Source organism: Nocardia sp. SYP-A9097 (genome assembly GCF_009649815.1).
GTDB lineage: Bacteria > Actinomycetota > Actinomycetes > Mycobacteriales > Mycobacteriaceae > Nocardia.
The window spans coordinates 57,014-77,045 of the sequence record NZ_WJIC01000024.1 but is presented as its reverse complement, the minus strand read 5'-3'; the positions used below and the strand labels follow the sequence as shown (position 1 = coordinate 77,045).

16 protein-coding genes are annotated in these 20,032 nt (G+C 66.4%); 7 read left to right on the top strand and 9 right to left on the bottom strand.

Features of this window, described 5'->3' with window-relative positions:
- Positions 1-27: 27 nt before the first annotated feature.
- From GFY24_RS32345 to GFY24_RS32335, 3 genes are all read right to left on the bottom strand, one after another.
- Complete coding sequence (locus GFY24_RS32345; RefSeq protein ID WP_153808908.1) at positions 28-627, bottom strand: TetR/AcrR family transcriptional regulator; 600 nt, start codon at positions 625-627, stop codon at positions 28-30.
- 159 nt (positions 628-786) lie between these two features.
- Positions 787-1,230 carry a hypothetical protein gene (locus tag GFY24_RS32340; RefSeq protein WP_153808907.1) on the bottom strand — a complete coding sequence of 148 codons (444 nt, stop codon included), beginning with the start codon at positions 1,228-1,230 and terminating at the stop codon, positions 787-789.
- 52 nt (positions 1,231-1,282) lie between these two features.
- Positions 1,283-1,429, bottom strand: a complete 147-nt coding sequence (locus GFY24_RS32335) for a hypothetical protein (RefSeq protein WP_153808906.1) — start codon at positions 1,427-1,429, stop codon at positions 1,283-1,285.
- A gap of 319 nt (positions 1,430-1,748) precedes the next feature.
- Between GFY24_RS32335 and GFY24_RS32330 the strand changes: the two genes are divergently transcribed.
- Positions 1,749-2,663 (top strand): oxygenase MpaB family protein, encoded by a 915-nt coding sequence (locus GFY24_RS32330; protein WP_153808905.1) that lies wholly within the window; start codon positions 1,749-1,751, stop codon positions 2,661-2,663.
- A gap of 5 nt (positions 2,664-2,668) precedes the next feature.
- On the opposite strand, the gene GFY24_RS32325 is transcribed toward GFY24_RS32330, so the two are convergent.
- Positions 2,669-4,639, bottom strand: coding sequence for a WD40 repeat domain-containing serine/threonine protein kinase (locus GFY24_RS32325; protein ID WP_153808904.1), 1,971 nt, complete (start codon positions 4,637-4,639; stop codon positions 2,669-2,671).
- Positions 4,640-4,795: 156 nt separating this feature from the next.
- On the opposite strand from GFY24_RS32325, the gene GFY24_RS32320 reads away from it, so the two are divergent.
- The 3 genes from GFY24_RS32320 to GFY24_RS32310 all read left to right on the top strand — a co-directional run bounded on the left by GFY24_RS32320 (position 4,796) and on the right by GFY24_RS32310 (position 8,869).
- Positions 4,796-6,448, top strand: a complete 1,653-nt coding sequence (locus GFY24_RS32320) for a CocE/NonD family hydrolase (RefSeq protein WP_228566847.1) — start codon at positions 4,796-4,798, stop codon at positions 6,446-6,448.
- Positions 6,445-7,806, top strand: a complete 1,362-nt coding sequence (locus GFY24_RS32315; protein ID WP_153808902.1) for a M20/M25/M40 family metallo-hydrolase — start codon at positions 6,445-6,447, stop codon at positions 7,804-7,806. The genes GFY24_RS32320 and GFY24_RS32315 overlap by 4 nt, the downstream gene beginning before the upstream one ends.
- Before the next feature lie 223 nt (positions 7,807-8,029).
- Positions 8,030-8,869, top strand: coding sequence for an alpha/beta hydrolase (locus tag GFY24_RS32310; protein ID WP_153808901.1), 840 nt, complete (start codon positions 8,030-8,032; stop codon positions 8,867-8,869).
- A 21-nt stretch (positions 8,870-8,890) separates the two neighbouring features.
- Here GFY24_RS32310 and GFY24_RS32305 read toward each other — a convergent pair whose 3' ends face one another.
- Complete coding sequence (locus tag GFY24_RS32305; RefSeq protein WP_309231604.1) at positions 8,891-10,051, bottom strand: endonuclease/exonuclease/phosphatase family protein; 1,161 nt, start codon at positions 10,049-10,051, stop codon at positions 8,891-8,893.
- Positions 10,052-10,228: 177 nt separating this feature from the next.
- Here GFY24_RS32305 and GFY24_RS32300 point away from each other — a divergent pair, with 177 nt between their 5' ends.
- From GFY24_RS32300 to GFY24_RS32290, 3 genes are all read left to right on the top strand, one after another.
- Complete coding sequence (locus GFY24_RS32300; RefSeq protein ID WP_309231603.1) at positions 10,229-11,050, top strand: class I SAM-dependent methyltransferase; 822 nt, start codon at positions 10,229-10,231, stop codon at positions 11,048-11,050.
- A 116-nt stretch (positions 11,051-11,166) separates the two neighbouring features.
- Complete coding sequence (locus tag GFY24_RS32295) at positions 11,167-12,537, top strand: hypothetical protein (protein ID WP_153808900.1); 1,371 nt, start codon at positions 11,167-11,169, stop codon at positions 12,535-12,537.
- A complete protein-coding gene (locus GFY24_RS32290; protein WP_153808899.1) occupies positions 12,534-13,184 on the top strand; it encodes an ESX secretion-associated protein EspG in 651 nt (216 codons plus the stop codon). The genes GFY24_RS32295 and GFY24_RS32290 overlap by 4 nt, the downstream gene beginning before the upstream one ends.
- Before the next feature lie 6 nt (positions 13,185-13,190).
- Here GFY24_RS32290 and GFY24_RS32285 read toward each other — a convergent pair whose 3' ends face one another.
- The 4 genes from GFY24_RS32285 to GFY24_RS32270 form a co-directional block, all read right to left on the bottom strand.
- Positions 13,191-13,559 (bottom strand): cupin domain-containing protein, encoded by a 369-nt coding sequence (locus GFY24_RS32285; protein ID WP_153808898.1) that lies wholly within the window; start codon positions 13,557-13,559, stop codon positions 13,191-13,193.
- Between the two features lie 107 nt (positions 13,560-13,666).
- Positions 13,667-16,663: a bifunctional [glutamine synthetase] adenylyltransferase/[glutamine synthetase]-adenylyl-L-tyrosine phosphorylase gene (locus GFY24_RS32280; protein ID WP_153808897.1), complete on the bottom strand. Its 2,997-nt coding sequence runs from the start codon at positions 16,661-16,663 to the stop codon at positions 13,667-13,669.
- Positions 16,664-16,908: 245 nt separating this feature from the next.
- Positions 16,909-18,249, bottom strand: a complete 1,341-nt coding sequence (locus GFY24_RS32275; protein ID WP_153808896.1) for a glutamine synthetase family protein — start codon at positions 18,247-18,249, stop codon at positions 16,909-16,911.
- Positions 18,250-18,391: 142 nt separating this feature from the next.
- Positions 18,392-19,903, bottom strand: a complete 1,512-nt coding sequence (locus tag GFY24_RS32270; protein WP_153808947.1) for an alpha/beta hydrolase — start codon at positions 19,901-19,903, stop codon at positions 18,392-18,394.
- Positions 19,904-20,032 lie beyond the last annotated feature (129 nt).

The window sequence follows — 20,032 nt, the reverse complement described above, 5'->3', positions numbered from 1 at the left end:
TACGCCTGTCGGCGTGAGACTTTCGGATCAGTGCCGGGTATCGGTGCGCCAGCGCTCGCCGACGACGGCGTTCACCGCGCCTTCGACGCACACCAGCAGCGAGGCTTCGGGATGGTCGGCATTGCGCAGCCATTGCAGATACCCGAATTCGGCGGCGGCGAGCAGGAGGTGAACCAGTAGACCGGGATTGGCGTCCACCCGCGGATCACGCGACATGCGCTGTGCGACAAGCTCGACCAGGCGGGTGCGATGCTCGGGAGTGATCAGTGCGACGCGGTCCAGCAAATGGGGTGCGGTACGGAACGCGGACCGCCACTGCTCCAGTTCGGCGGCGGCCAGCGTGGTGGATCGCGTCAGAATCGACTGTGCCAGTGCGATATCCGCTGGTTCGTCGGCGGGCCGTTCCTCGAGCAGTGTGGTGATACCCGCACCACCCTCGCGCACCGGGTCCAGCAGCAGGTCTTCCTTGCTGCGCACATGCCGGAAGTACGTGCTCGGCGAGACCCCGGCCGCGGCGGCGATCTGCTCGGTGGTCACCTCGTCGAATCCCTTGTGCGCGAACAGTTCGAAGGCCGCGTGCTGGATATCGGCTCGGATCTGACGGCGTTGCCGCTCACGTAGTGACATCGGCACTCCTTCCACTCGTGCGCGGCTGCGGGACTGTGCACCGCGAAGCTACCGCGCCCTGACAGTATCTTGTTTCATGACAGTAACTGTCAAGAAGCAATCGGCTCCCACGCGAAACGGCCCCGCTCCGAAGCGGAGCGGGGCCGAACTCGATATGGCTCAGGATTGCCAGCCGAAGCCGGTGCGGGCGATCGGGCCGAGGGCGGTGAGGTCCAGGTCGCCGGAGACTTCGGTCCAGCCGGAGGCGTGGAGGTCGGAGGGCGAGGGTATGCCGAGGGCATCGCGTAGGCCGATGACGACCGAGCGGGCCAGGTCGACCAGCCGGCTCGGCGGGATGGGCCAGAGGAGGGTGCGTCGCCAGTTCTCTATGTCGCGCTGCATGACGGGGGCGGACCAGCCGAGGTCGCGCAGGCGTTGGGCGGCGGACTCCGGAATCGGTTCGGCGAGATAGTAATTGCCGGTGAGCTCGACGGAGAGCCGGATGTCGAACTGCTGGAACTGTGCGTATCGGTTTCCGGTGGCGGCAATGACGAGGGTGGCACGCGAAGGTAATTCTATGAGTGTTCGTGCAAGTGCTTTCGCGAACACGTCCCAGTCGGTCATTACCTTTTGTTCGTACTGCCCCCGGGTGCCCATCCTGGCCGATCATACGCCGTCAGATCGTCTGGGTCACCGAATAATTATGGCGCACTTGGGTACCCAGCACGGCGAGCGGCGAATAATCGATCGCGCGTCCGGTGCGTTCATCCGGCGTAAAACTATGTCGCGCAATGAATTCCCGTAGCAACCGCAGTACGCCCATTACGCTCCTGTTCACGATTCGCACCTGTAAAGAACATTCTCTCAACCGAAAGCCCAGGTAGTCGTTAATCTTTCGTGAAAATCAGCGCACGGGGTCAGGCCGGTGCCGGCAGGTCGAGTTCGGGCGGCGTAAATGTGACAAACCATTCGAATCTCGGGCGATCCAGCAGGTCGGAGGCGAATCCGGCGTCCCGCAGAACGCCTGACACTCCACGACGGGACGGTTGCCACCAACTCGACAAGATGAGATGATTCAAGTGCAACTCTCTCATCCTGTCGGGGCATGGCGCTTGGCAGGACCGTGATCAAAGGAGATCACCATGACCGCCGCAGTCACGCAGATCGATCATGTCGCCCGAGGAGCCCGGCCGGAGCGCCGACCATTCGCGGCGGACAGCCTGGTCTGGCAGGAGACCGGGCTCATCACCTTCTCGCTGACTGCCGGATCGGCCTTCCTGCTGCAGACGATGGAGCCGACCATAGCGGCCGTGGTGGACGAACATTCGACGTTCCGCACCGATCCGCTGGGACGCGCGTTCCGCAGTATCGCCTCGGTCATGATGTGGATCTACGGCGGGGATGAGGCGCTCGCCGAGGCGGATCGACTGCGCGTCATGCACGCGACGCTCAATTCCGTTGACGCGCACGGGGTGAAGCACCAGGCGCTGTCTTCGGGGCCGTGGGCGTGGGTGTTGCACACCGCGGTCTTCGCCTTCACCGAGGGCAATAAGTACTTCTCCAGCGCGAAGCTGAGTGAGGCCGACAAGGAGGCGTACTACCGGGAGGTCGTGCAGTTGATGCGCAATTTCTCGGTGGCGCCCAAGGAGATTCCCGCGACCTTCGCCGAATGGGAGCCGTGGTTCCAGGATCAGATCGAAAACCATTTGGTGGCAACGAATGTCGCCGAGGATTATCTGACGGTCATTCGGAATATAGCCCCGCCCAAGCAGATTCCCGCCGCACTGCGTCCGGTCTGGCGCACCGCCACCAACCCCATCGGACGGCTGCAGTATTTCTTCACCGTCGGCACCACGCCCGGGCTCATTCGGGACAAGCTGGGACTGACCTGGACCGCGAACGATGAGCGCACTTTGCGCGCGCTGGGCTGGGTCATCGGCCGCACCGTGCCGGTACTGCCCGAGCGGATTCGATACTTCCCCATCGCATTCGAGGCCCGCCGCCTGGAACGCGATCGCGCCCGCCTGCGCCGGATCATCGATCTGCGGCCGATGTGAGGCGATCAGCGCAGCTCGGCGATATCCCGTAGACAGACCCGATCCTGCTGTGCCGCAGCGAAAGTGCTGCCGTCGGGGGCGAAGACCACCGGCGGCACCACATCCGCGCCGAGCTGCAGGCGCGCTTCGATATCCCACAGCCGCAGTGCCATGGCATTGGTGACAGCGAGTAGCCCGCCGTCGGCGCTGAACGCCACCGCGCGCACCGGTCCGGCTTCGGTGGCGAGCGGGAATCGGATCGACTGCCCGGTGTGCCGACTCCACACCACCACCCAATCCCGGTGTGCCACAGCGAATCGACTGCCATCGGCACTGAAGGCCGCCTCGACGTCGACGCCGACCGGTTCCATCGGAAGCAGTAGTTCGACCCGATACCGGTTATCCGCGTAGTCCCACAGCCGGGCCGCGCGGTCACTGACGGTGAGCAGCGTCCGGCCGTCGGGTGTGAACAGGACGCGGCGCACCTGCTCGCGGGGATGGTCGAGGGTGCCGCGCTGGGCTCCGAAGAGGGAGCCGTGCAGCGACTCTCCGCCGCGGTACTCCCGCAGCGTCACCTCTTCGCGCCGGGCGCTCGCGACAATCGTGGCGTCCGGGCTGAAGGCCACCGAGCTGCAGCCGAGACCGAAGCCGGCATGCATCTCCAATTTCCCGAACGCATTGCGCCGGTGCGTATCCCAGAGCATTACCGATTGACTGTTCGAGGTGGCCAGCACGGCCGCGTCGGGACTGAACGCGGGCATGGACGCCACCGCGGTGTACACGTCGTCGCAGAGTCGCTGTCCGGTTTCCAGGTGCCACAGTCGCGCGTTCCGACCGCTCGCGCAGGCGAGCAGAGTGCCGTCCGGGCTGAATGTCACCGCGTGTGCCGCGAGGTTCTCGGCGAGTGGATCGCCGATCTGTTTACCGGTACGGGCGTCCCAGATTCGTACCGTTTGATCGTCACCGCCGGTGGCGATGCGGGAACTCCACGGATCGAAGGCGATGGCGCGTACCCGGCCGGCGTGCCCGATCAGATCGACGGCGGTGCGGTCCGGCGGCGGCTGTGCCGGTGCGGAGTTCGGGCGGGCAAGCCCTTCCAATCCGGCGACCGCCGGCCTGCGCGGCGGATCCGATTGCGGCGGAACGACAATCGTGGTCGCGGAGCGTACCGGTTCGCGTAATGCGGCGAAGGCGGCCGCCGCCAGCGCACCGCAGGTCTCGTAGCGGTCGCCGGGCGCTTTGGCCAGTGCGATGGCGATGACTTTGTCCAGCCCTTCGGGCAGGCCCGGGCGCGCCTCGGTGACCAGGGGTGGCGCGGAGAACAGGTGCGCGTTCACGATCGCGTACACCGTATGCAGCGGGAACGGCAGCGCCGCGCACAACAGGTGAAAGAGTGTGCAGCCCAACGCGTATACGTCGGCGCGATGGTCCACCTTGCCGCCGCCGAATTGTTCCGGTGCGGCGTAGGCGAAGGTGGCCCGTACCGATCCGCTGGTGGTCACCGGTTCGCCGAGACCGCGTGCGATGCCGAAGTCGGTGATCTGCACGTGTGGTTGTCCGGCGTGTTCGCCGACGAGCAGATTGGCGGGCTTCACATCCCGGTGCAGTACGCCCTTGTCGTGCGCGTAGTCGAGCGCCGCGGCGGCCTGCCGCACGATCTCCACCGCCTGATAGACCGGGAGGGGCCCGGACCGGACCAGTCGCTCCGCATCCGATCCCGCGACGAAATCCATTGCGATCCAGGGTGTTTCACCTTCGGTCCCGCAATCGTGCACCCGCACGATGTTCGGATGCTGCAGCGCCGCGGTGAGGCGGGCCTCGCGTTCGAACCGGGCCCGCACCTTCGCATCTGCCCCCGCGTGCCCGGACAGCACCTTGACCGCCACATCGGTCCGCAAACGCGGATGCCGCATCCGGTACACCGTGCCCATCCCACCCGACCCCGCGAGCTCCAGCACGGTATACCCCGCGAATTCCGACCCCGGCTCGAGCACCACCGGTGACCCCGCTTTCCAACCCCCGTGCGACTGCCCGGTTTTCGGACGCGCCTCGAGCACGATTATGGCCGAGGTATCGGATATGCACCGCCCGTACACCCTGTTTCCGGGGGCTGGTCTGCGGAGACATCAGGTACCAGGGTCACTATGGTGATCATGCGGATGGTGTTGTGGCGTGCCCTCATCGGGCTGCTACTGGTGCTGGGTGTTGTGGCGGTTCCGGGGCGTGCGGCCGCTGATCAGGGGTTTGTGTGGAAGCAGGAGTACATCACCGCCGCCGACGGGACCCGGTTGCATGCCGATGTGCTGCGGCCGGCCGGCATCGCCGACGATGTGAAGACGCCGGTGATCATGACCGTCAGCCCGTACCGCTCGCATCTGGCGTATCTCACCGCACCGCTGATCAAGGGCGGGCCGTCCACCGAGAATCTGCCGGTCTCGACCTTTCTCGCCGCCGGATACACCTATGTGATCGCGGATCTGCGCGGTTTCGGCGGCTCCAACGGCTGCCCGGATTTCGGCGGGCCGGGTGAACGCTCCGATGTGAAGACCGCAGTGGAGTGGGCGGCCGGGCAGTCCTGGTCCACCGGCAAGGTCGGGCTCATGGGCATCTCCTATGAGGGCTGGACCGGGTTGATGGGGTTGGCGGAGCGGCCCGCCGGGCTGGCGGCGGTGGCGGCGTTCGAACCGGTACCGGATCCGAACGCGTACCTGTACATGCAGGGCATCGCCTGGAAGTTCTCCGGTAAGCCGATTACCGAAACCGGGGTGCGGCCGGGGGATTTCGCGGGTTTGGAGCATTTGCTCATCGCGTCCACACCGGCGCGCTGGGACGATTCGCCGGAGTACCAGGAGAATGCGGTGAGCATCGATCCCGCCTGCTACGCGAATTATGCCGAGCAGACCGGGAATCATGATGCCGCGTCGGCCTTCTGGCAGGACCGGGATCTGGTGGCGAAGCTGCGCGGGAACACCATTCCGTTGTTTCTCGGGCAGGGCTTCATCGACTACAACACCAAGCCGGACCGCGTCTTCCAGCTGTGGAACTCACTCGGACCCGGTGAGCACAAGGCATGGTTCGGGCAGTGGGGGCATCGCACCTGCGAAGACAAGTGCGGCACACCGCAATTCACCTCTGAGCTGGTGGCGTTCTTCGATCGGCTGGTGGCGGGCAAGGATGTTCAGGTACCCGGACCGCGAATCACGGTGGGGCAGTTCGACGGTAAGTGGCGGTCCGAAACACAATGGCCGCCCGCGGATATGCGACAGGTGCCGGTGGATCTGCGCACCGGTTCGTACACCGATCGTGGATTGATTCCGGGTGCGGATCGCGAAATCTGGTCCGTGAGTCAACCTTTGGCGCAGGACCAGCATCTCTCGGGCACGGTGACCGCGACCCTCGAGGTGGACGCGCCGCCGCAGGCCGGTGTGACCCTGGAGATGTACGACGTGGATCCGACCGGGCGCGGCACCGTGATCACCCGCGGTATCGCGCCGGCGACCTCGACGACCCAACTCCGGCTGCTCGCCCAGGATTGGCCGATCGCGGCCGGGCATCGCGTCGCCTTCCGCATCACCGATGTGCTGGACGATGTGTGGGCGCACCCCGCATCCCAGGCGAAGGTCACCATTACCGCTGCGCGCGTAGAACTTCCGCTACTCGATGCCGTGCGAACGCCTGATCTACAGGGCGGCATCTCGGAGGGCATTCCGAAGTGGAGAAATGAGAAGTGGCTGGCCGTGCCCGCCGACGCACTGAACAATGCGACAGTGAACATCGACTTCCCGCCCAGGACAGGTGATCGATGACGCGCACCGCACCCGGAACCACCCCGGCCGTCGACGACGCCACCGCCGAGCGATTGGCCGCGGCGCTGCGTTGCGTGACCGTCTCGTGTGAGAATCCGGTCGAGACGGATCAGGCCGAATTCGACCGGCTCACAACCCATCTCGAAGCGTGCTTTCCCCTCGTACACGCGCACCTCGAACTCGAAACCTTCGGGCATGCCCGCCTCTACCGGTGGGCCGGGCGGGAGGATTCCGAGCGGGTCGCGGCAATTCTGTTGGCGCATATGGATGTTGTGCCGGTCGATGATGAGCAGGGGTGGACGCATCCGCCGTTCGCGGGCGTGGTGGATGACGAATTCATCTGGGGGCGCGGCGCTATCGACGACAAGAGCCGGGTGATGGCGATTCTGGAGGCGGTGGAGTCGGCGCTGGCAGCGGGGGTAAAGCCCAGCGGCACCATGTATTTGGCATTCGGACACGATGAAGAGGTATTCGGGGCCGAAGGAGCCGGGCGCATGTCGGCGCGACTGCGTGCGGCCGGAGTACGCGCGGAGCTGCTGCTCGACGAGGGCGGGGTGATCGCGACCGGCCTCGCACCGGGTGTGGACGTCCCGGTGGCCACGATCATGGTGGGCGAGAAGGGTTTCGCCACCGTCCGACTGTCGGTCATCGCGATCGGCGGGCATTCGTCCATGCCCGGTCGGCAGACCGCGGTGGGTCGACTGGCACGCGCGGTCGCGCGGATTCAGGACCATCCGTTCCCGCTGCGCCTGACCCCGGTGACACTCGACATGCTCTCGCGGCTGCGGAGTGTCATGTCCGAACCGCGCCGTACCCTGCTCGGTCTGGTGGGGGTCGCGGGCCCGGCGGTGGCGCGGGTACTGGCGGCGCGGCCGACCACCGAAGCGCTCGTGCGCACCACCACCGCGCCGACCATGATCCACGGCGGCGTGAAGCCGAATGTGCTGCCGCAGCGCGCCGAAGCCTTCGTGAATTTCCGTATCCTGCCCGGCGATTCGGTCGCCGATGTACTGGCGCACTGCCGCCGCGTGGTCCGCGACAAGCAGGTGCGGATCGAACTCGCCGGCACCACCTCCGAACCCTCGCCCAACCCCGCCGCCGGACCGGCCTTCGACCTGATCGCCGACCTCACCCGCGAGGTGGTCCCCGGTATCGCCGTCACCGTCGGCATGGTCCCCGGCGCCACCGACGCCCGCTACTACGACGACCTCGCCACCACCCGCTGCAATTTCGCCCCCATCGTCCTGTCCGCCCAAGACCTGGAACGCATCCACGGCACCGACGAACGCCTCTCCCGCACCAACTACGCCCGCCTGATCACCTTCAACCGGCTACTCATCGACCGCCTGGCCCGCTGACTCCGGCGAGCATGCGGCGACGGCAGCGATCCGGACATCCTCCACCCGGCACGCTGACTCCGGCGGGTGCGCAGCTACAGCAGCGCTCCGGACGTACCTCCGGCGAGTGTGCAGCTACAGCGGCGATCCGGACATATCTCCGCCGTGGGTGCACACTCGGCCTCGCAATCCCGCGGCGTGCGCAACAATAACCCCGCGCATATTCGACCGAGAGGGAGCAACCATGACCCGGAACGAAACCGGCGAGTTCCAAGGCAGTGCGGGGCGGGTGTTCTGGCAGGCGTGGCTGCCCGACGGGGAGCCACGCGCCGTGGCGGTGATCGTGCACGGGTACGCCGAACATTCGGGGCGGTACGCGCATGTGGCCGCGCGCTTGAACGACGCGGGGATCGCGGCGTACGCGCTCGATCACATCGGGCACGGACGCTCGGACGGCGGCAACGCGAATGTCGTTTCGCTGGACAGTGCGGCCGATAATGTGCAGTCGCTGCTGAATATCGCCGTGCAGGAGCATCCGGGACTGCCACGATTCGTCATCGGGCACAGTATGGGCGGGCTCACGGTCGCCTATCTCGCCACGCGCGCACCCCTGGACGTGACCGGGGTGGTGCTGTCCGGTCCGGCGATTGTGGTCGACGCGGGCAATGCGGTGCAGCGGCTGTTCGCGCCGCTGGTTTCCCGGCTCGCACCGAATCTGCCCGTGGTGAAACTGGATTCGAATCTGGTCAGCCGCGATGCCGAGGTGGTGCGCGCCTATGACACCGATCCGATGGTGTGGCACGGCGGAGTGCCCGCCCGCACCGCGACCGAGATGCTGCGCGCGGGCACGTTCGTGCTCGCACACCTGAATCAGCTGACCGTGCCACTGCTGGTGCAGCACGGCGCGGCGGATGGGCTGGCCTCGCCGGAGGGCGCGGACCTGCTGGAGCGGGACGCGGCGTCGAAGGACAAGACCGTCATTCGCTATGACGGGCTGTTCCACGAGATCTACAACGAGCCGGAGCAGGACAAGGTCATCAGCGATCTGGTGACCTGGCTGCAGGCGCATATCGACGCCGCGTAGCGGCTACCCGCGCGGTATCGCTCAAAGACGCAGGCGCGCAACGACCGCACGGTGATCGGATGCGGGAATGGTGAGTGAATGGATCTCGGTGGCGTGACCACCGGCGACCAGTACCCGATCCAAACCCAGCACCGGACCCCAGGAGCGGTCGTTCGGCCAGGTCGGCAGCGCGCCGACACCGAGGAGTTCGGCGGTGTCGGCGTACCTGTCGTTCAGCAGTTTTCGGTACGCGGAGTGATCGAAGGTCGAATTGAAATCGCCGCCGACGATCACCTTGCCGGGCTGCTGATCGAGCAGATCAGCGATGGTCCGCATTTCGCTGGTCCACGCGGCGAAGTCGAGATTCGGCGGGATCGGATGGAATTGGAAGACCGCCACCGGACCCAGGTCGGGGTGAATCATGGTGACGCGCACATTGTTCAGTAGGAATCCGGTGAGCTTACTGCCCGCCTCCAGGGGATAGCGGCTGAAGATTCCGGAGCCCTGACCGCCGTTCGCGGGCTCGAGGTAGCGGTAGGGCAGAGCGTCGGCGATACCTGCGGCCTCCAGGCGGGTGACCGCGGCGGGAGTGAGCTCCTCCAGGGTCAGCACCTCGATGCGGTTGTCCCGCACGGCCTGGACCACGGCGGTCATATCCGCCTGGCCGAACAGCACATTCGATTGCATGACAGCCACATCCACGCCCGGCGGGGCAGTGCCGTCCGGCACGAACATCGGCAGCTGTGACCACAGGGCGGCGGCGGTGACCAGTGCGGCGGCCATCGCACTGCGCCAGGCGCGGGTGATCAGCAGGAGCACCAGCGCGATCAGCGAGCCGACCAACAGATACGGCGTGAACGACGCGGCCAGCACCAGGGGCTCCGAGGAAACCGAACTGTAGTGCAGCCCAACGCCTGTCAGCCCGGCGAGCAGGGCGATCCAGCCCAGCACCACCACCAGCCGGCCGAACCAACCTCGGCGGCGCTTCGCGCCGCTCGGTTCCACTTCGAGCGAACCGTCGTTCCCGCTCGGTCGCAGTCCGAGCGGGCTCCGGACGGTCTCGTCCGCACTGCCCGGCGGCACTGCCGCTGCATCGAATTGTCCGGGGCGGGGCTGCGTCCCGCCCGGTAGCGCCACCGTCACATCATCCGCACGCTGTTGTTCGACCACTGCTCCCCCATCCGGCGCGACCTTGCGCGCCACCCTCACCAGTTGCGACCGCACGGCGTATGCGCGGGGCGGCGCGGTGCAATCCGCCGACACCCCACCGCCGCCGGGTCGCCGACCACCCTACTGCAACCGGCGATACCGCTGACCTGCGCGCGACCCGCGCGAAAATCACCGAGGCGCGGGGGTGCGGGCGTGGCACAGTCAGTGGACGTGACCGATTACCGTGTTCTGAACCGCGACAATTGGGATGAACGCGCGCCGCTTCATGCCGCCTCCCCCGACTACGCACTCGATAAATTCCGGGCCGATCCGAGCTTTCTGAGCGAGGTGGTGCGATTCGATCTACCGCTGCTGGGCGATATTCGCGGCCTGCGCGGAGTGCATCTGCAATGCCATATCGGCACCGACACGCTGTCCCTGACCCGGCTCGGGGCGGAAATGACCGGACTCGACTTCTCCTCCGCCTCACTTCTGCAGGCGCGAAAACTGGCCGAAGATGCCAGCGCCGCTATCGAATTCGTGGAATCCGAGGTGTACGACGCCGTGACCGTGCTCGGCGCGGGACAGTTCGATCTGGTGTACACCGGAATCGGCGCACTGTGCTGGCTACCCGATATCCACCGCTGGGCCGAGACCGTCGCGGCGCTACTGCGGCCGGGCGGACGACTGTTCATTCGCGAGGGACATCCCATGCTGTGGTCCATCGACGAAACCCACCTGGACAGTCTCGTCATCGGCTATCCATACTTCGAAACCCCCGAACCCACGGTGTTCGACAACCCCGGCACCTATGTCGAAACCGACAGGGCAATAACCGAAACGGTCACCTACGAATGGAATCACGGGCTGGGCGAGATCGTGGGCGCGGTACTCGCCTCCGGCCTGACACTCACCGGCCTCGTCGAACACCGAACCGCGCCGTGGAATGCCCTCCCCGGCCACATGATTCACGACGAGCACGGCGAATGGCGACTCGGCTACCACCCGGAACGCCTCCCGCTCAGCTACACACTGCAAGCCCGTAAGGAGTGATACACACATAGGGAATCCAGCGACCCCGTGGAGACGAATCCCCAGCGGATTCGGCGGGATACGGGAACCGTCCGCCCGCTCACCGCGTCCAAATCGGTGAGGGAAGGGAGGATTCGGTGAACTCGAATCGGTCACGCCGGCAGGCGCTGCAGGCTCAGCAGGGTGCCGAGCGTGAGCAGGGGCGGATATCGCAGGGTGGGGTCGACCCCGATTACATTCAGCGGCTCGAGCACTTTCCGGGGATCTCACACCGGGAGATCTACGCGCACGTTCAGGCTATGGATCCCGGTGTCATGCAGGCGCAGGCCGCCGTCTGGGTGAGCATCGCGGACAATCTCTCCGGCGCGGTCGTGGGACTGCACACCACGGTGCAGTCGGCGCTGGCCGACGGGATGCGCGGGCATATCGGTGATGCGGCGGTCGGCGCGGCGCGGGACTTCGTGCGATGGGCTACGGATATCACCGAAATCGCGCACAGCACCGGGCATCGCATGCTCGCCGCGTCCTATGGGGCCGAGGCTGTTCGCCGAACGGTACCCCCGCCTCCGGCCGATGAGTCGAACCCATCCGCAGCCTTTGTCGCCGCCGTCGTGGGAAATCCGCCCGGCGATGTACACGGTCGCGAGGCCGCACGGGAAGAGCTCTACCGCGTGGCGGTGGCCGCCATGGAGGCCAACTACATTCCGACGTATCCGCCCGCCGGATCAGGTGTTCCGGCCTTCGGCACATTCGCCACATCGGACGGTGCGGCAACCGGTGGTGATGCGCCGGAGGCCGGCCCGGCCATAAGCTCCTTGCACGCCGACTCGTCTCACCGAGCGGACCCAGCCGACCTGATCCACCGCACCTCCAGCTCCGATGCGCTGACCTCCGGCAACCCGAATCACGCAGCCGCACAGCGCAATAACGGGCTCCCCGGCACAGCAGACATCGGTACCCGGTCGGAGGAAGACACCTCGCCGGCATCCGCTACACGGGACTCGACCACCGGAGATTCCGATCGATCAGCGAACCCCACCACCACCGCGGCGAGTGCACCCGGCAGCGGAAATCCCCTGACCTCGACGACTTCCACCCAACCGCTCCGCTCAACACCCCGCACGCCAGGCGGAGCCCCCGCATCCCGGATACCAGGCGGATTCCCCACGCCAGGAGGAACACTCACTCCCAGGTCCCCCAGCCTTCCCATCTCTGACCCCGGCCGCAGCTTCCCGGCCCCGCCCAACTCGGGAAAGCCTTCCACCCCAGCACCTTCCGGCACGCCACCCCGCACCGGCGCGCCCGCCATGGGCTTCATGCCCGCTCACCCCGCATCGGGCCGCTCCGCCTCGGACTCCGACAGCACCCACCGCACCCCCGACTGGTTGATCCGCAACCGCCAGGAGGAGCTCCTCGGCACCCCACCCCCAGCCATCCCCGCCGTCCTCGGAGCCGAAATCCCCGCCGCCAGAACCGAGCTCACCCCGGACCTGGAGGCTCTCCCATGAGCTGGCATCTCACCCCCGACGAGTTCATCCACCTCTGGCGCGAAACCCGCCGAGACCGCTACCCCTTCCCCCTCCGCCTGCGCTCCCGCACCCGCTGGCAGGAGGATCATGCCGAGCTGACCACCGACCTGGCCCGCCGCCACTGTGCCGACCCAGATCTCTCCGCGGCCCTCCGAGTAACCGCCGACCCCGCAATCACCCTCGCCCTCACCGGCATTCGCGGCAAACCCCTGCGCCTACATGCGACCATCGTGGACTCGGTTGCCATCACCCTGTTCCAGCACCCCGGCCCCACCCCGGACACCGGCGCGAACATAACCATCGAATCCGGCACTCCAACCCTGATCCCCAAAATCATCACCGGGATACTCGGCGATCTCCCCGCCGGTCATACCCCGTCCCGCTCCGAAAGCCGCACCGCCACCGACATTTCCACCCAACCCTGCACCGGTCACGGCCACATCGAAATCCGCCGCAACCTACAAACCCGCACTCCCCCCACACCGGAATTCCTGAGCTGGTTCGACATCCCTGACGACGGCCGCTACCTCTACCGCACAACCGCGAACACACTCGCGGTCCGCCCATGCTCAACAGCAGATCTAGCAGCCGCCATCGGTACCCTGATCACCCTGTCCCCCAGGTGAATTCGACTATTCGTGAGAAGTAATCGAATAAACCTTCCGCAACGTCTCATGCACCGTCCAGGTAGTCCGATCCCCTTCCCGAAGCACACACACATCCCCCGCCCCCAACTCCAGCGTCGAACCCCCTTCGATCTCCACAGTGGCCCGCCCCCACAACACCACAAACAACTCATCAGCCTCGGTATCGGTAACCACCCCGGGCGTAATCTGCCAGATCCCATGCGTCCGAGTCCCATCACCGGACTCCCACAGCACCTTCCCGGAAACCTCAGGTGAACCGGAGACAATCTGGGCGGGGTCGAGCGGATCCGAGGTCAACTCGGCGTCGGGAACGTGCAGGGCGAAGCTCGGAATCAGCTGATCAGGGGCGCTCATGATCATCGAGCCTAGTGCGGCCACCCGGTCCACACGGGCGACGATTCGTATGGATTGCCCCGCCTGCCCCTACATTCCGTAGCCCGATCGGCTACGGCTATCGGGGGTCAGCCGCCGAAGACTCGTTCTACGACTGTTTTGGCTCGGCGGGTTACGCGCATGTAGTTGTCGAGGAATTCGCTGCCGTCGTCGTTGGGCCAGCCGGCTACTCGGGCTACCGCGGAGAGGAGCAGGCCGGGGCCGGGGAGTTGGTCGGCGGGTTTGCCTCGGACCAGGACCAGGGCGTTGCGGGCTTTGGTGGCGGTGAGCCAGGCGTCGCGGAGCAGGGCTATGTCGGCGGGGTCCACCAGGTCGGCGGCGTCGATGGCGTCCAGGGATTGCAGGGTTGAGGTGTTGTGCAGGGCGGGGACCTCGTGGGCGTGCTGGAGTTGCAGGAGTTGAACTGTCCATTCGATGTCGGCCAGGCCGCCGCGGCCGAGTTTGGTGTGGGTGGCCGGATTCGCGCCTCGCGGAAGACGTTCCGCGTCCACGCGGGCCTTGATGCGGCGGATTTCGCGGACACCTTCGGGGGACATACCGCCGTCCGGGTAGCGGACGGGGTCGACGGTGTGCAGGAAGCGGACGCCCAGTTCGGGGTCACCGGCTACCTGGCGGGCACGTAGTAGCGCCTGGACTTCCCAGGGTTGGGCCCACTGTTTGTAGTAGGCGGCATACGCGGCGAGGGTGCGGACCAGCGCACCATTGCGGCCTTCGGGACGCAGGCCCGCATCGACCTGCAGGGGCGGGTCGGTGCTCGGCGCGCCCAGCAGGCGCTGGACCTGTTCGGCTACGCCGATAGCCCATTTCACCGCGACGGTTTCGTCCACGCCGGGGCGCGGATCGCAGACGAACAGGACATCCGCGTCGGAGCCGTAGCCGAGTTCCATACCGCCGAGGCGGCCCATACCGATGACCGCGAAATCTGCGGGCTGCGGGCCGCCGGCCCGAATCACGGCCTGTAGCGCGGCTTCCAGCGTCGCGATCCACACCGAGGACAGCGCCTCACACACCTGCGGCACGTCGAGCATCCCGAGCACATCGGCGGAGGCGATCCGCGCGAGTTCATGACGCCGCAGCGAGCGCGCGGTGGCGACCGCACGCTTGGGATCGTCGTAACGTCCTGCGCCGGAAAGGATTCCGCGCGCCACATCACCGATGGCGGGGGCCAGCAGGAGCGGCCCGGTCGGTCCGTCGGCATACATGCGAATGGTCTCGGGCGCGTTGATCAGCAGATCCGGCAGGTACGCCGAGGAGCCGAGCACGATCATCAACCGCTGGGCGATGGCACCTTCGTCGCGGAGTTCGCGCAGGAACCAGATCTCATTGTCCAGGCCCTCGGACACCCGCCGATACGCGAGCAGTCCGGCATCGGGATTCGGTGTCTCCCCGAGCCATTCGAGCAGCGTCGGCAGCAGCAGCGCTTGAATGCGCCCCTTGCGCCCGACCTCACCGGTGAGCGCCTTCAGATGCCCGAGCGCGTTCTCCGGTGCAACATAACCCAGCGCCGCCAACTGTCGCACGGCCGCTGCGGGGCTCAGGCGTAGCGAGTCCGCGTCAAGGCGCGCAACAGATTCCAGCAGCGGACGGTAGAAGAGCTTGGCGTGTAGTCGCCGCACCCGCACCGCATTGCGGCGAATCTCGCTGGTGAGCACCCCGACCGCGTCCTGGCGACCGTCGGGCCGCATATGTGCGGCGCGCGCCAGCCAGCGCATGCCCTCTTCGTCCTCGGACGCGGGCAGGGTGTGCGTACGCTTGAGCCGCTGCAATTGCAGTCGATGCTCGAGCAGGCGCAGAAACTCATAGGAGGCGGTCAGATTCGCGGCATCGTCACGGCCGACATAGCCGCGTGCGGCGAGGGCGCCCAGCGATTCGACGGTGCCCTGCGTGTGCAGTGCCTCATCGGCCTTGCCGTGCACCAATTGCAGTAGCTGCACGGCGAATTCGACATCGCGCAGACTGCCGTGCCCGAGTTTGAGTTCGCGCTCGCGCATATCGGCGGGTACGAGATCTTCGACGCGGCGGCGCATGGCCTGTACATCGGTGACGAAGTCGGGTCGCTCCGACGCCGCCCACACCATCGGCATGAGTGCTTGCCGATACTGCTGTCCGAGCTCGAGATCGCCTGTGGCGGGCCGCATTTTGAGCAGCGCCTGGAATTCCCAGGTGCGCGCCCAGCGCTTGTAGTAGGCGATATGTGATTCCAAGGTGCGCACCAGCGCACCGGCCTTGCCCTCGGGTCGCAGTGCCGCGTCCACATCGAAGAACGCGGCCCCGCCGACACTCATCATTTCCGCGGCGAGCCGGGTGGAGGTGGTGTCGGCGGGTTCGGCGACGAAGATGACATCCACGTCGGAGACGTAATTCAGTTCCCGCGCACCGCATTTGCCCATGGCGATGACCGCCAGTCGCGACGGCACCTCGCGATCGGTGCACACCCGGGCGACGGCCACCGACAGCGCCGCGGTCAAGGCCGCGTCGGCGAGATCGGTGAGATGCCAGCCGACCTGCTGGTACGGCAGTACCGGTTCGTTCTCGACGGTGGCGGCCAGGTCGATGGCCGCCAGCAGCATGAGCTCATCGCGATACCGCTTGCGCAGCAGCGCGACTGCCTCCGGCCCGCCGATTCCGGCGCGGAACAGCATGGGCCCGGCATTGGGCCCGGTCTCCGGCGTCGCGTGGACGGCGTCGAGCATGGAGGTGAGCACCTGGTCCCGCGAGGGCAATTCGGGCCGCAGCAGCAATCGCCAGCAACCCGGATCGGCCACCAGATGGTCACCGAACGCGCTCGACGACCCGATCAGCGCGAGTAGCCGCCCGCGCAGCGAGGCACTGCTCCGCAGCGCCGAATCCAGCGCACCCCAATCACTTCCGAGCTGCTCCCGCAGCCGCATGAGTGTCAGCAATGCCAGGTCGGCGTCGGGTGAGCGCGACAGCGCCCACAGCAGGGGAACGCTCTCGACGTTGTCCCACGCCAACTCTCGAAGCGCATTGGCGGCCGACGGCTCGAGTAAACCGAGCCGTCCGACGCCGGGGACAGCGGAGCGGGTCGTCGGTGGCCGGACCATGTCATTCAAATTACATGTCACATTCCGTAGCCGTACGCGCGAACCCTCCGATACCGGACATAGTTACGCGCTCGCCGCCCAACCTCCGCCCCACCGAGCCCCACCCCAGTCATCAACCTGAAGGTTCGCGGCCGTCCCGGTTCTGGACTGAGTGGAGCGGGGGAGCGAAGCGGAGGAGCGGAGGGAGGGAAGAACCGGGACTCCAGGGCCGCGAACCCCGCACGGAGCGAAGCGGAGGGCAGAAATTACAGCCCCAGGTATTCCTTCAGCTCGTAAGGGGTGACCTGGTTGCGGTAACCGGCCCATTCGCGGCGCTTGTTGCGCAGGAAGAAGTCGAAGACGTGCTCGCCCAAAGTCTCGGCGACCAGTTCGGACTTCTCCATGTTCTTGAGCGCCTCGTCCAGGCTGGCCGGGAGTTCGCGGAAACCCATGGCGCGACGCTCGGCGGCGGTCAGCGACCACACGTCGTCCTCGGCCTCGGGCGGCAGGGTGTAGCCCTTTTCGATACCGCGCAGACCGGCGGCCAGTATCACCGCGAAGGCCAGGTACGGGTTGCAGGCACTGTCGGGGCTGCGAACCTCGACACGACGCGACGACGACTTGTTCGGCGTGTACATCGGAACACGAACCAGCGCAGAGCGGTTCGAGCGACCCCAGGACGCGGCGGTCGGCGCTTCACCACCGTGGATGAGTCGCTTGTACGAGTTCACCCACTGGTTGGTCACCGCGCTGATCTCGTGCGCGTGCTCGAGAATGCCGGCGATGAACGCCCGCGCGGTCTCGGACAGGTTGATCGGGTCATCGGGATCGTGGAAGGCGTTCTGCTCGCCCTCGAACAGCGACATATGCGTGTGCATGGCCGAACCCGGGTGATCGGCGAACGGCTTGGGCATGAACGACGCCCGCACGCCTTCGTCGATGGCCACTTCCTTGATCAGGTAGCGGAAGGTCATCACGTTGTCGGCCATGGACAGCGCGTCGGCGTAGCGCAGGTCGATCTCCTGCTGCCCCGGCGCGCCCTCGTGATGGCTGAACTCGACCGAAATACCCATGGACTCCAGCGAGTCGATGGCATGCCGGCGGAAGTTGGGGGCCTCGTCGTGCACGGCCTGGTCGAAGAACCCGCCCTGATCCACCGGGATCGGGGTGGAACCGTCATGCGGTCCGGGCTTGAGCAGGAAGAATTCGATCTCCGGGTGCACATAGCAGCTGAAGCCCAGGTCCGCGGCCTTGTTCAACTGCCGGCGCAGCACGTGCCGCGGATCCGCCCAGGACGGTGAACCGTCCGGCATGGCGATATCGCAGAACATGCGCGCGGAGTGCTGATGCCCCTTGGAGGTGGACCACGGCAGCACCTGGAAGGTGGACGGGTCCGGCCTGGCCACCATGTCGGCCTCGGACACCCGGGCAAACCCCTCGATGGCCGAACCGTCGAAGCCGATGCCCTCTTCGAAAGCGCCCTCTAGCTCGGCGGGCGCGATGGCTACGGACTTGAGATAGCCCAGCACATCGGTGAACCAGAGACGCACGAAACGAATGTCGCGCTCTTCGAGCGTGCGGAGGACGAATTCCTTCTGACGGTCCATGACCGCGAGCGTAGGCAGTCGGAGTTAAATCCGTGTTACATGCGAGACCCAACTCGCGTCGTGTCGCGCGAGATTGCCTCCCGAACCTTCGAAAAGCGGGTTCGGGAGCGTGCGCCTCGCCCCCGAACCCGCGTATTCGGACTCAGCAGGTGAGCCCCGCGGCGGGCTCCTTCAGATCGACGAGATAGGCGATCACCGGATCGTCGACGCACTCCACGCCCGACAGCGACACCGTGTGCCGGTCTCCATTGAACGTGATCAGGCTGGCTTTGAGCTGGTCAGCGAGATCGACACCGGCCTGGTAGGGGGTGGCCGGATCGTTGGTGGTGGAAATCACCACGGTCTTGGGCAGGTCCGGAATCGAAAGCCGGTGCGGGGTGCTGGTGTTGGGCACCGGCCAGATGGCGCACAGCTCCAGCGGCGCGGCATCACCGCCGTGCGCGTCGTCCAGGAAGGGAGCGCCCTTGCGGTATTCGGCATCCTGTTTGGCGGCGACGGCGCGATCGGTGATCGGCGGATCGTCCACGCAGCGAATCGCATTGAAGGCGTCGGCGCTGTTGTCGTAGGTGCCGTCATCGCGGCGGCCGTCGTACATATCGGCCAGGGCCAGCAGGGTGTCGCCCTGCCCGGCGGCGAGCTCGCGCAAGCCCTTGGTGAGCGCGGGCCAGAACCGGTTGGAGTACAGCGTCTGCTGCACGCCGGTGATGGCGTCGCCGTAGTGCAGGCCGCGCGGGTCGTCGGTGGGAACGGGCTTGTCCCACAATGGATTCACCAGTGCGCGGAAGCGGGCGACGGCCTGCGCCGGATCATTGCCGAGCGGGCAGTCCGGCTTGGACGCGCAGTCCTGGGCGTATTTGGTGAACACGCTCTGGAAGCTGGTGGCCTGCAGCACCGACTCCTTGACCGGGTCCTGCGACGGATCCAGCGCGCCGTCGAGCACGAGTGCGCGCACCTTGTCGGGGAACTTCTCGGCGTAGGCGTAGCCCAGGCGGGTGCCGTACGAGTACCCGACATAGCTGAGCTCGGCATCGCCGAGCGCGGCCCGGATCACGTCCATGTCCTGCACGACCTCGTGCGTGCCGACGTGCGCGAGGAAGTCCTTACCGGTGCGCTCGACGCATTTGTCGGCGTACTGCTTGTTCTCGGTCTCGGCGGAGGCGATGCCCGCGGGCGAATTGTCCTTGGGCGCTTCGGCACGCTCGGCATCGTTCTCGGTGGCGGTCATGCATTTGATCGACGGCTGTGACGCGCCGATACCGCGCGGATCGAAGCCGACGCGGTCGAAGCGCTCGGCCAGCTCGGTGTTGTCGGCGATATTCACCATGTTCATTCCGGGCACACCCGGTCCGCCCGGATTGAACATGAGCGAACCGATCTTGGAACCCGTGGCCTTGATACGCGAGACCGCGATCTTCGCGGTCGCCCCATCGGGATTGGCGTAATCGACCGGCACGGTGACCCGGGTGCACTCGGCCCCCGAAGGCATGTCCTCGTCACCGAAATCCGCGCAGCTCCCCCACTTCAACTGCTGGTTGTAGTACTGCCCCATACCCGCCGGCGCGGGGGCCGTGGGATTCCCGTCGACCACCGTCGAACACCCGGCAGCGGTCATCACCAACGCCGCCGCCAGCAGCACGACTCGGTTGGTTCGCATCAACGCCATGCCCCGATCGTGCCATCCCGCTTTACGCACCCTCGAATTCCCTTCCGTCACCGCGACGTCTCCCTACTGGATCGCGCCCGCGGCACGCACCCGCAACAACGCGGGAGCGTCGCAAAGAGT

Coding starts and splice junctions, on each gene's coding strand:
- GFY24_RS32315 (WP_153808902.1), top strand. CDS start 6,445: ATGACGCGCACCGCACCCGGAACCACCCCGGCCGTCGACGACGCCACC.
- GFY24_RS32340 (WP_153808907.1), bottom strand. CDS start 1,230: ATGACCGACTGGGACGTGTTCGCGAAAGCACTTGCACGAACACTCATA.
- GFY24_RS32330 (WP_153808905.1), top strand. CDS start 1,749: ATGACCGCCGCAGTCACGCAGATCGATCATGTCGCCCGAGGAGCCCGG.
- GFY24_RS32280 (WP_153808897.1), bottom strand. CDS start 16,663: ATGGTCCGGCCACCGACGACCCGCTCCGCTGTCCCCGGCGTCGGACGG.
- GFY24_RS32275 (WP_153808896.1), bottom strand. CDS start 18,249: ATGGACCGTCAGAAGGAATTCGTCCTCCGCACGCTCGAAGAGCGCGAC.
- GFY24_RS32285 (WP_153808898.1), bottom strand. CDS start 13,559: ATGAGCGCCCCTGATCAGCTGATTCCGAGCTTCGCCCTGCACGTTCCC.
- GFY24_RS32345 (WP_153808908.1), bottom strand. CDS start 627: ATGTCACTACGTGAGCGGCAACGCCGTCAGATCCGAGCCGATATCCAG.
- GFY24_RS32320 (WP_228566847.1), top strand. CDS start 4,796: ATGCGGATGGTGTTGTGGCGTGCCCTCATCGGGCTGCTACTGGTGCTG.
- GFY24_RS32310 (WP_153808901.1), top strand. CDS start 8,030: ATGACCCGGAACGAAACCGGCGAGTTCCAAGGCAGTGCGGGGCGGGTG.
- GFY24_RS32270 (WP_153808947.1), bottom strand. CDS start 19,903: ATGCGAACCAACCGAGTCGTGCTGCTGGCGGCGGCGTTGGTGATGACC.
- GFY24_RS32290 (WP_153808899.1), top strand. CDS start 12,534: ATGAGCTGGCATCTCACCCCCGACGAGTTCATCCACCTCTGGCGCGAA.
- GFY24_RS32335 (WP_153808906.1), bottom strand. CDS start 1,429: ATGGGCGTACTGCGGTTGCTACGGGAATTCATTGCGCGACATAGTTTT.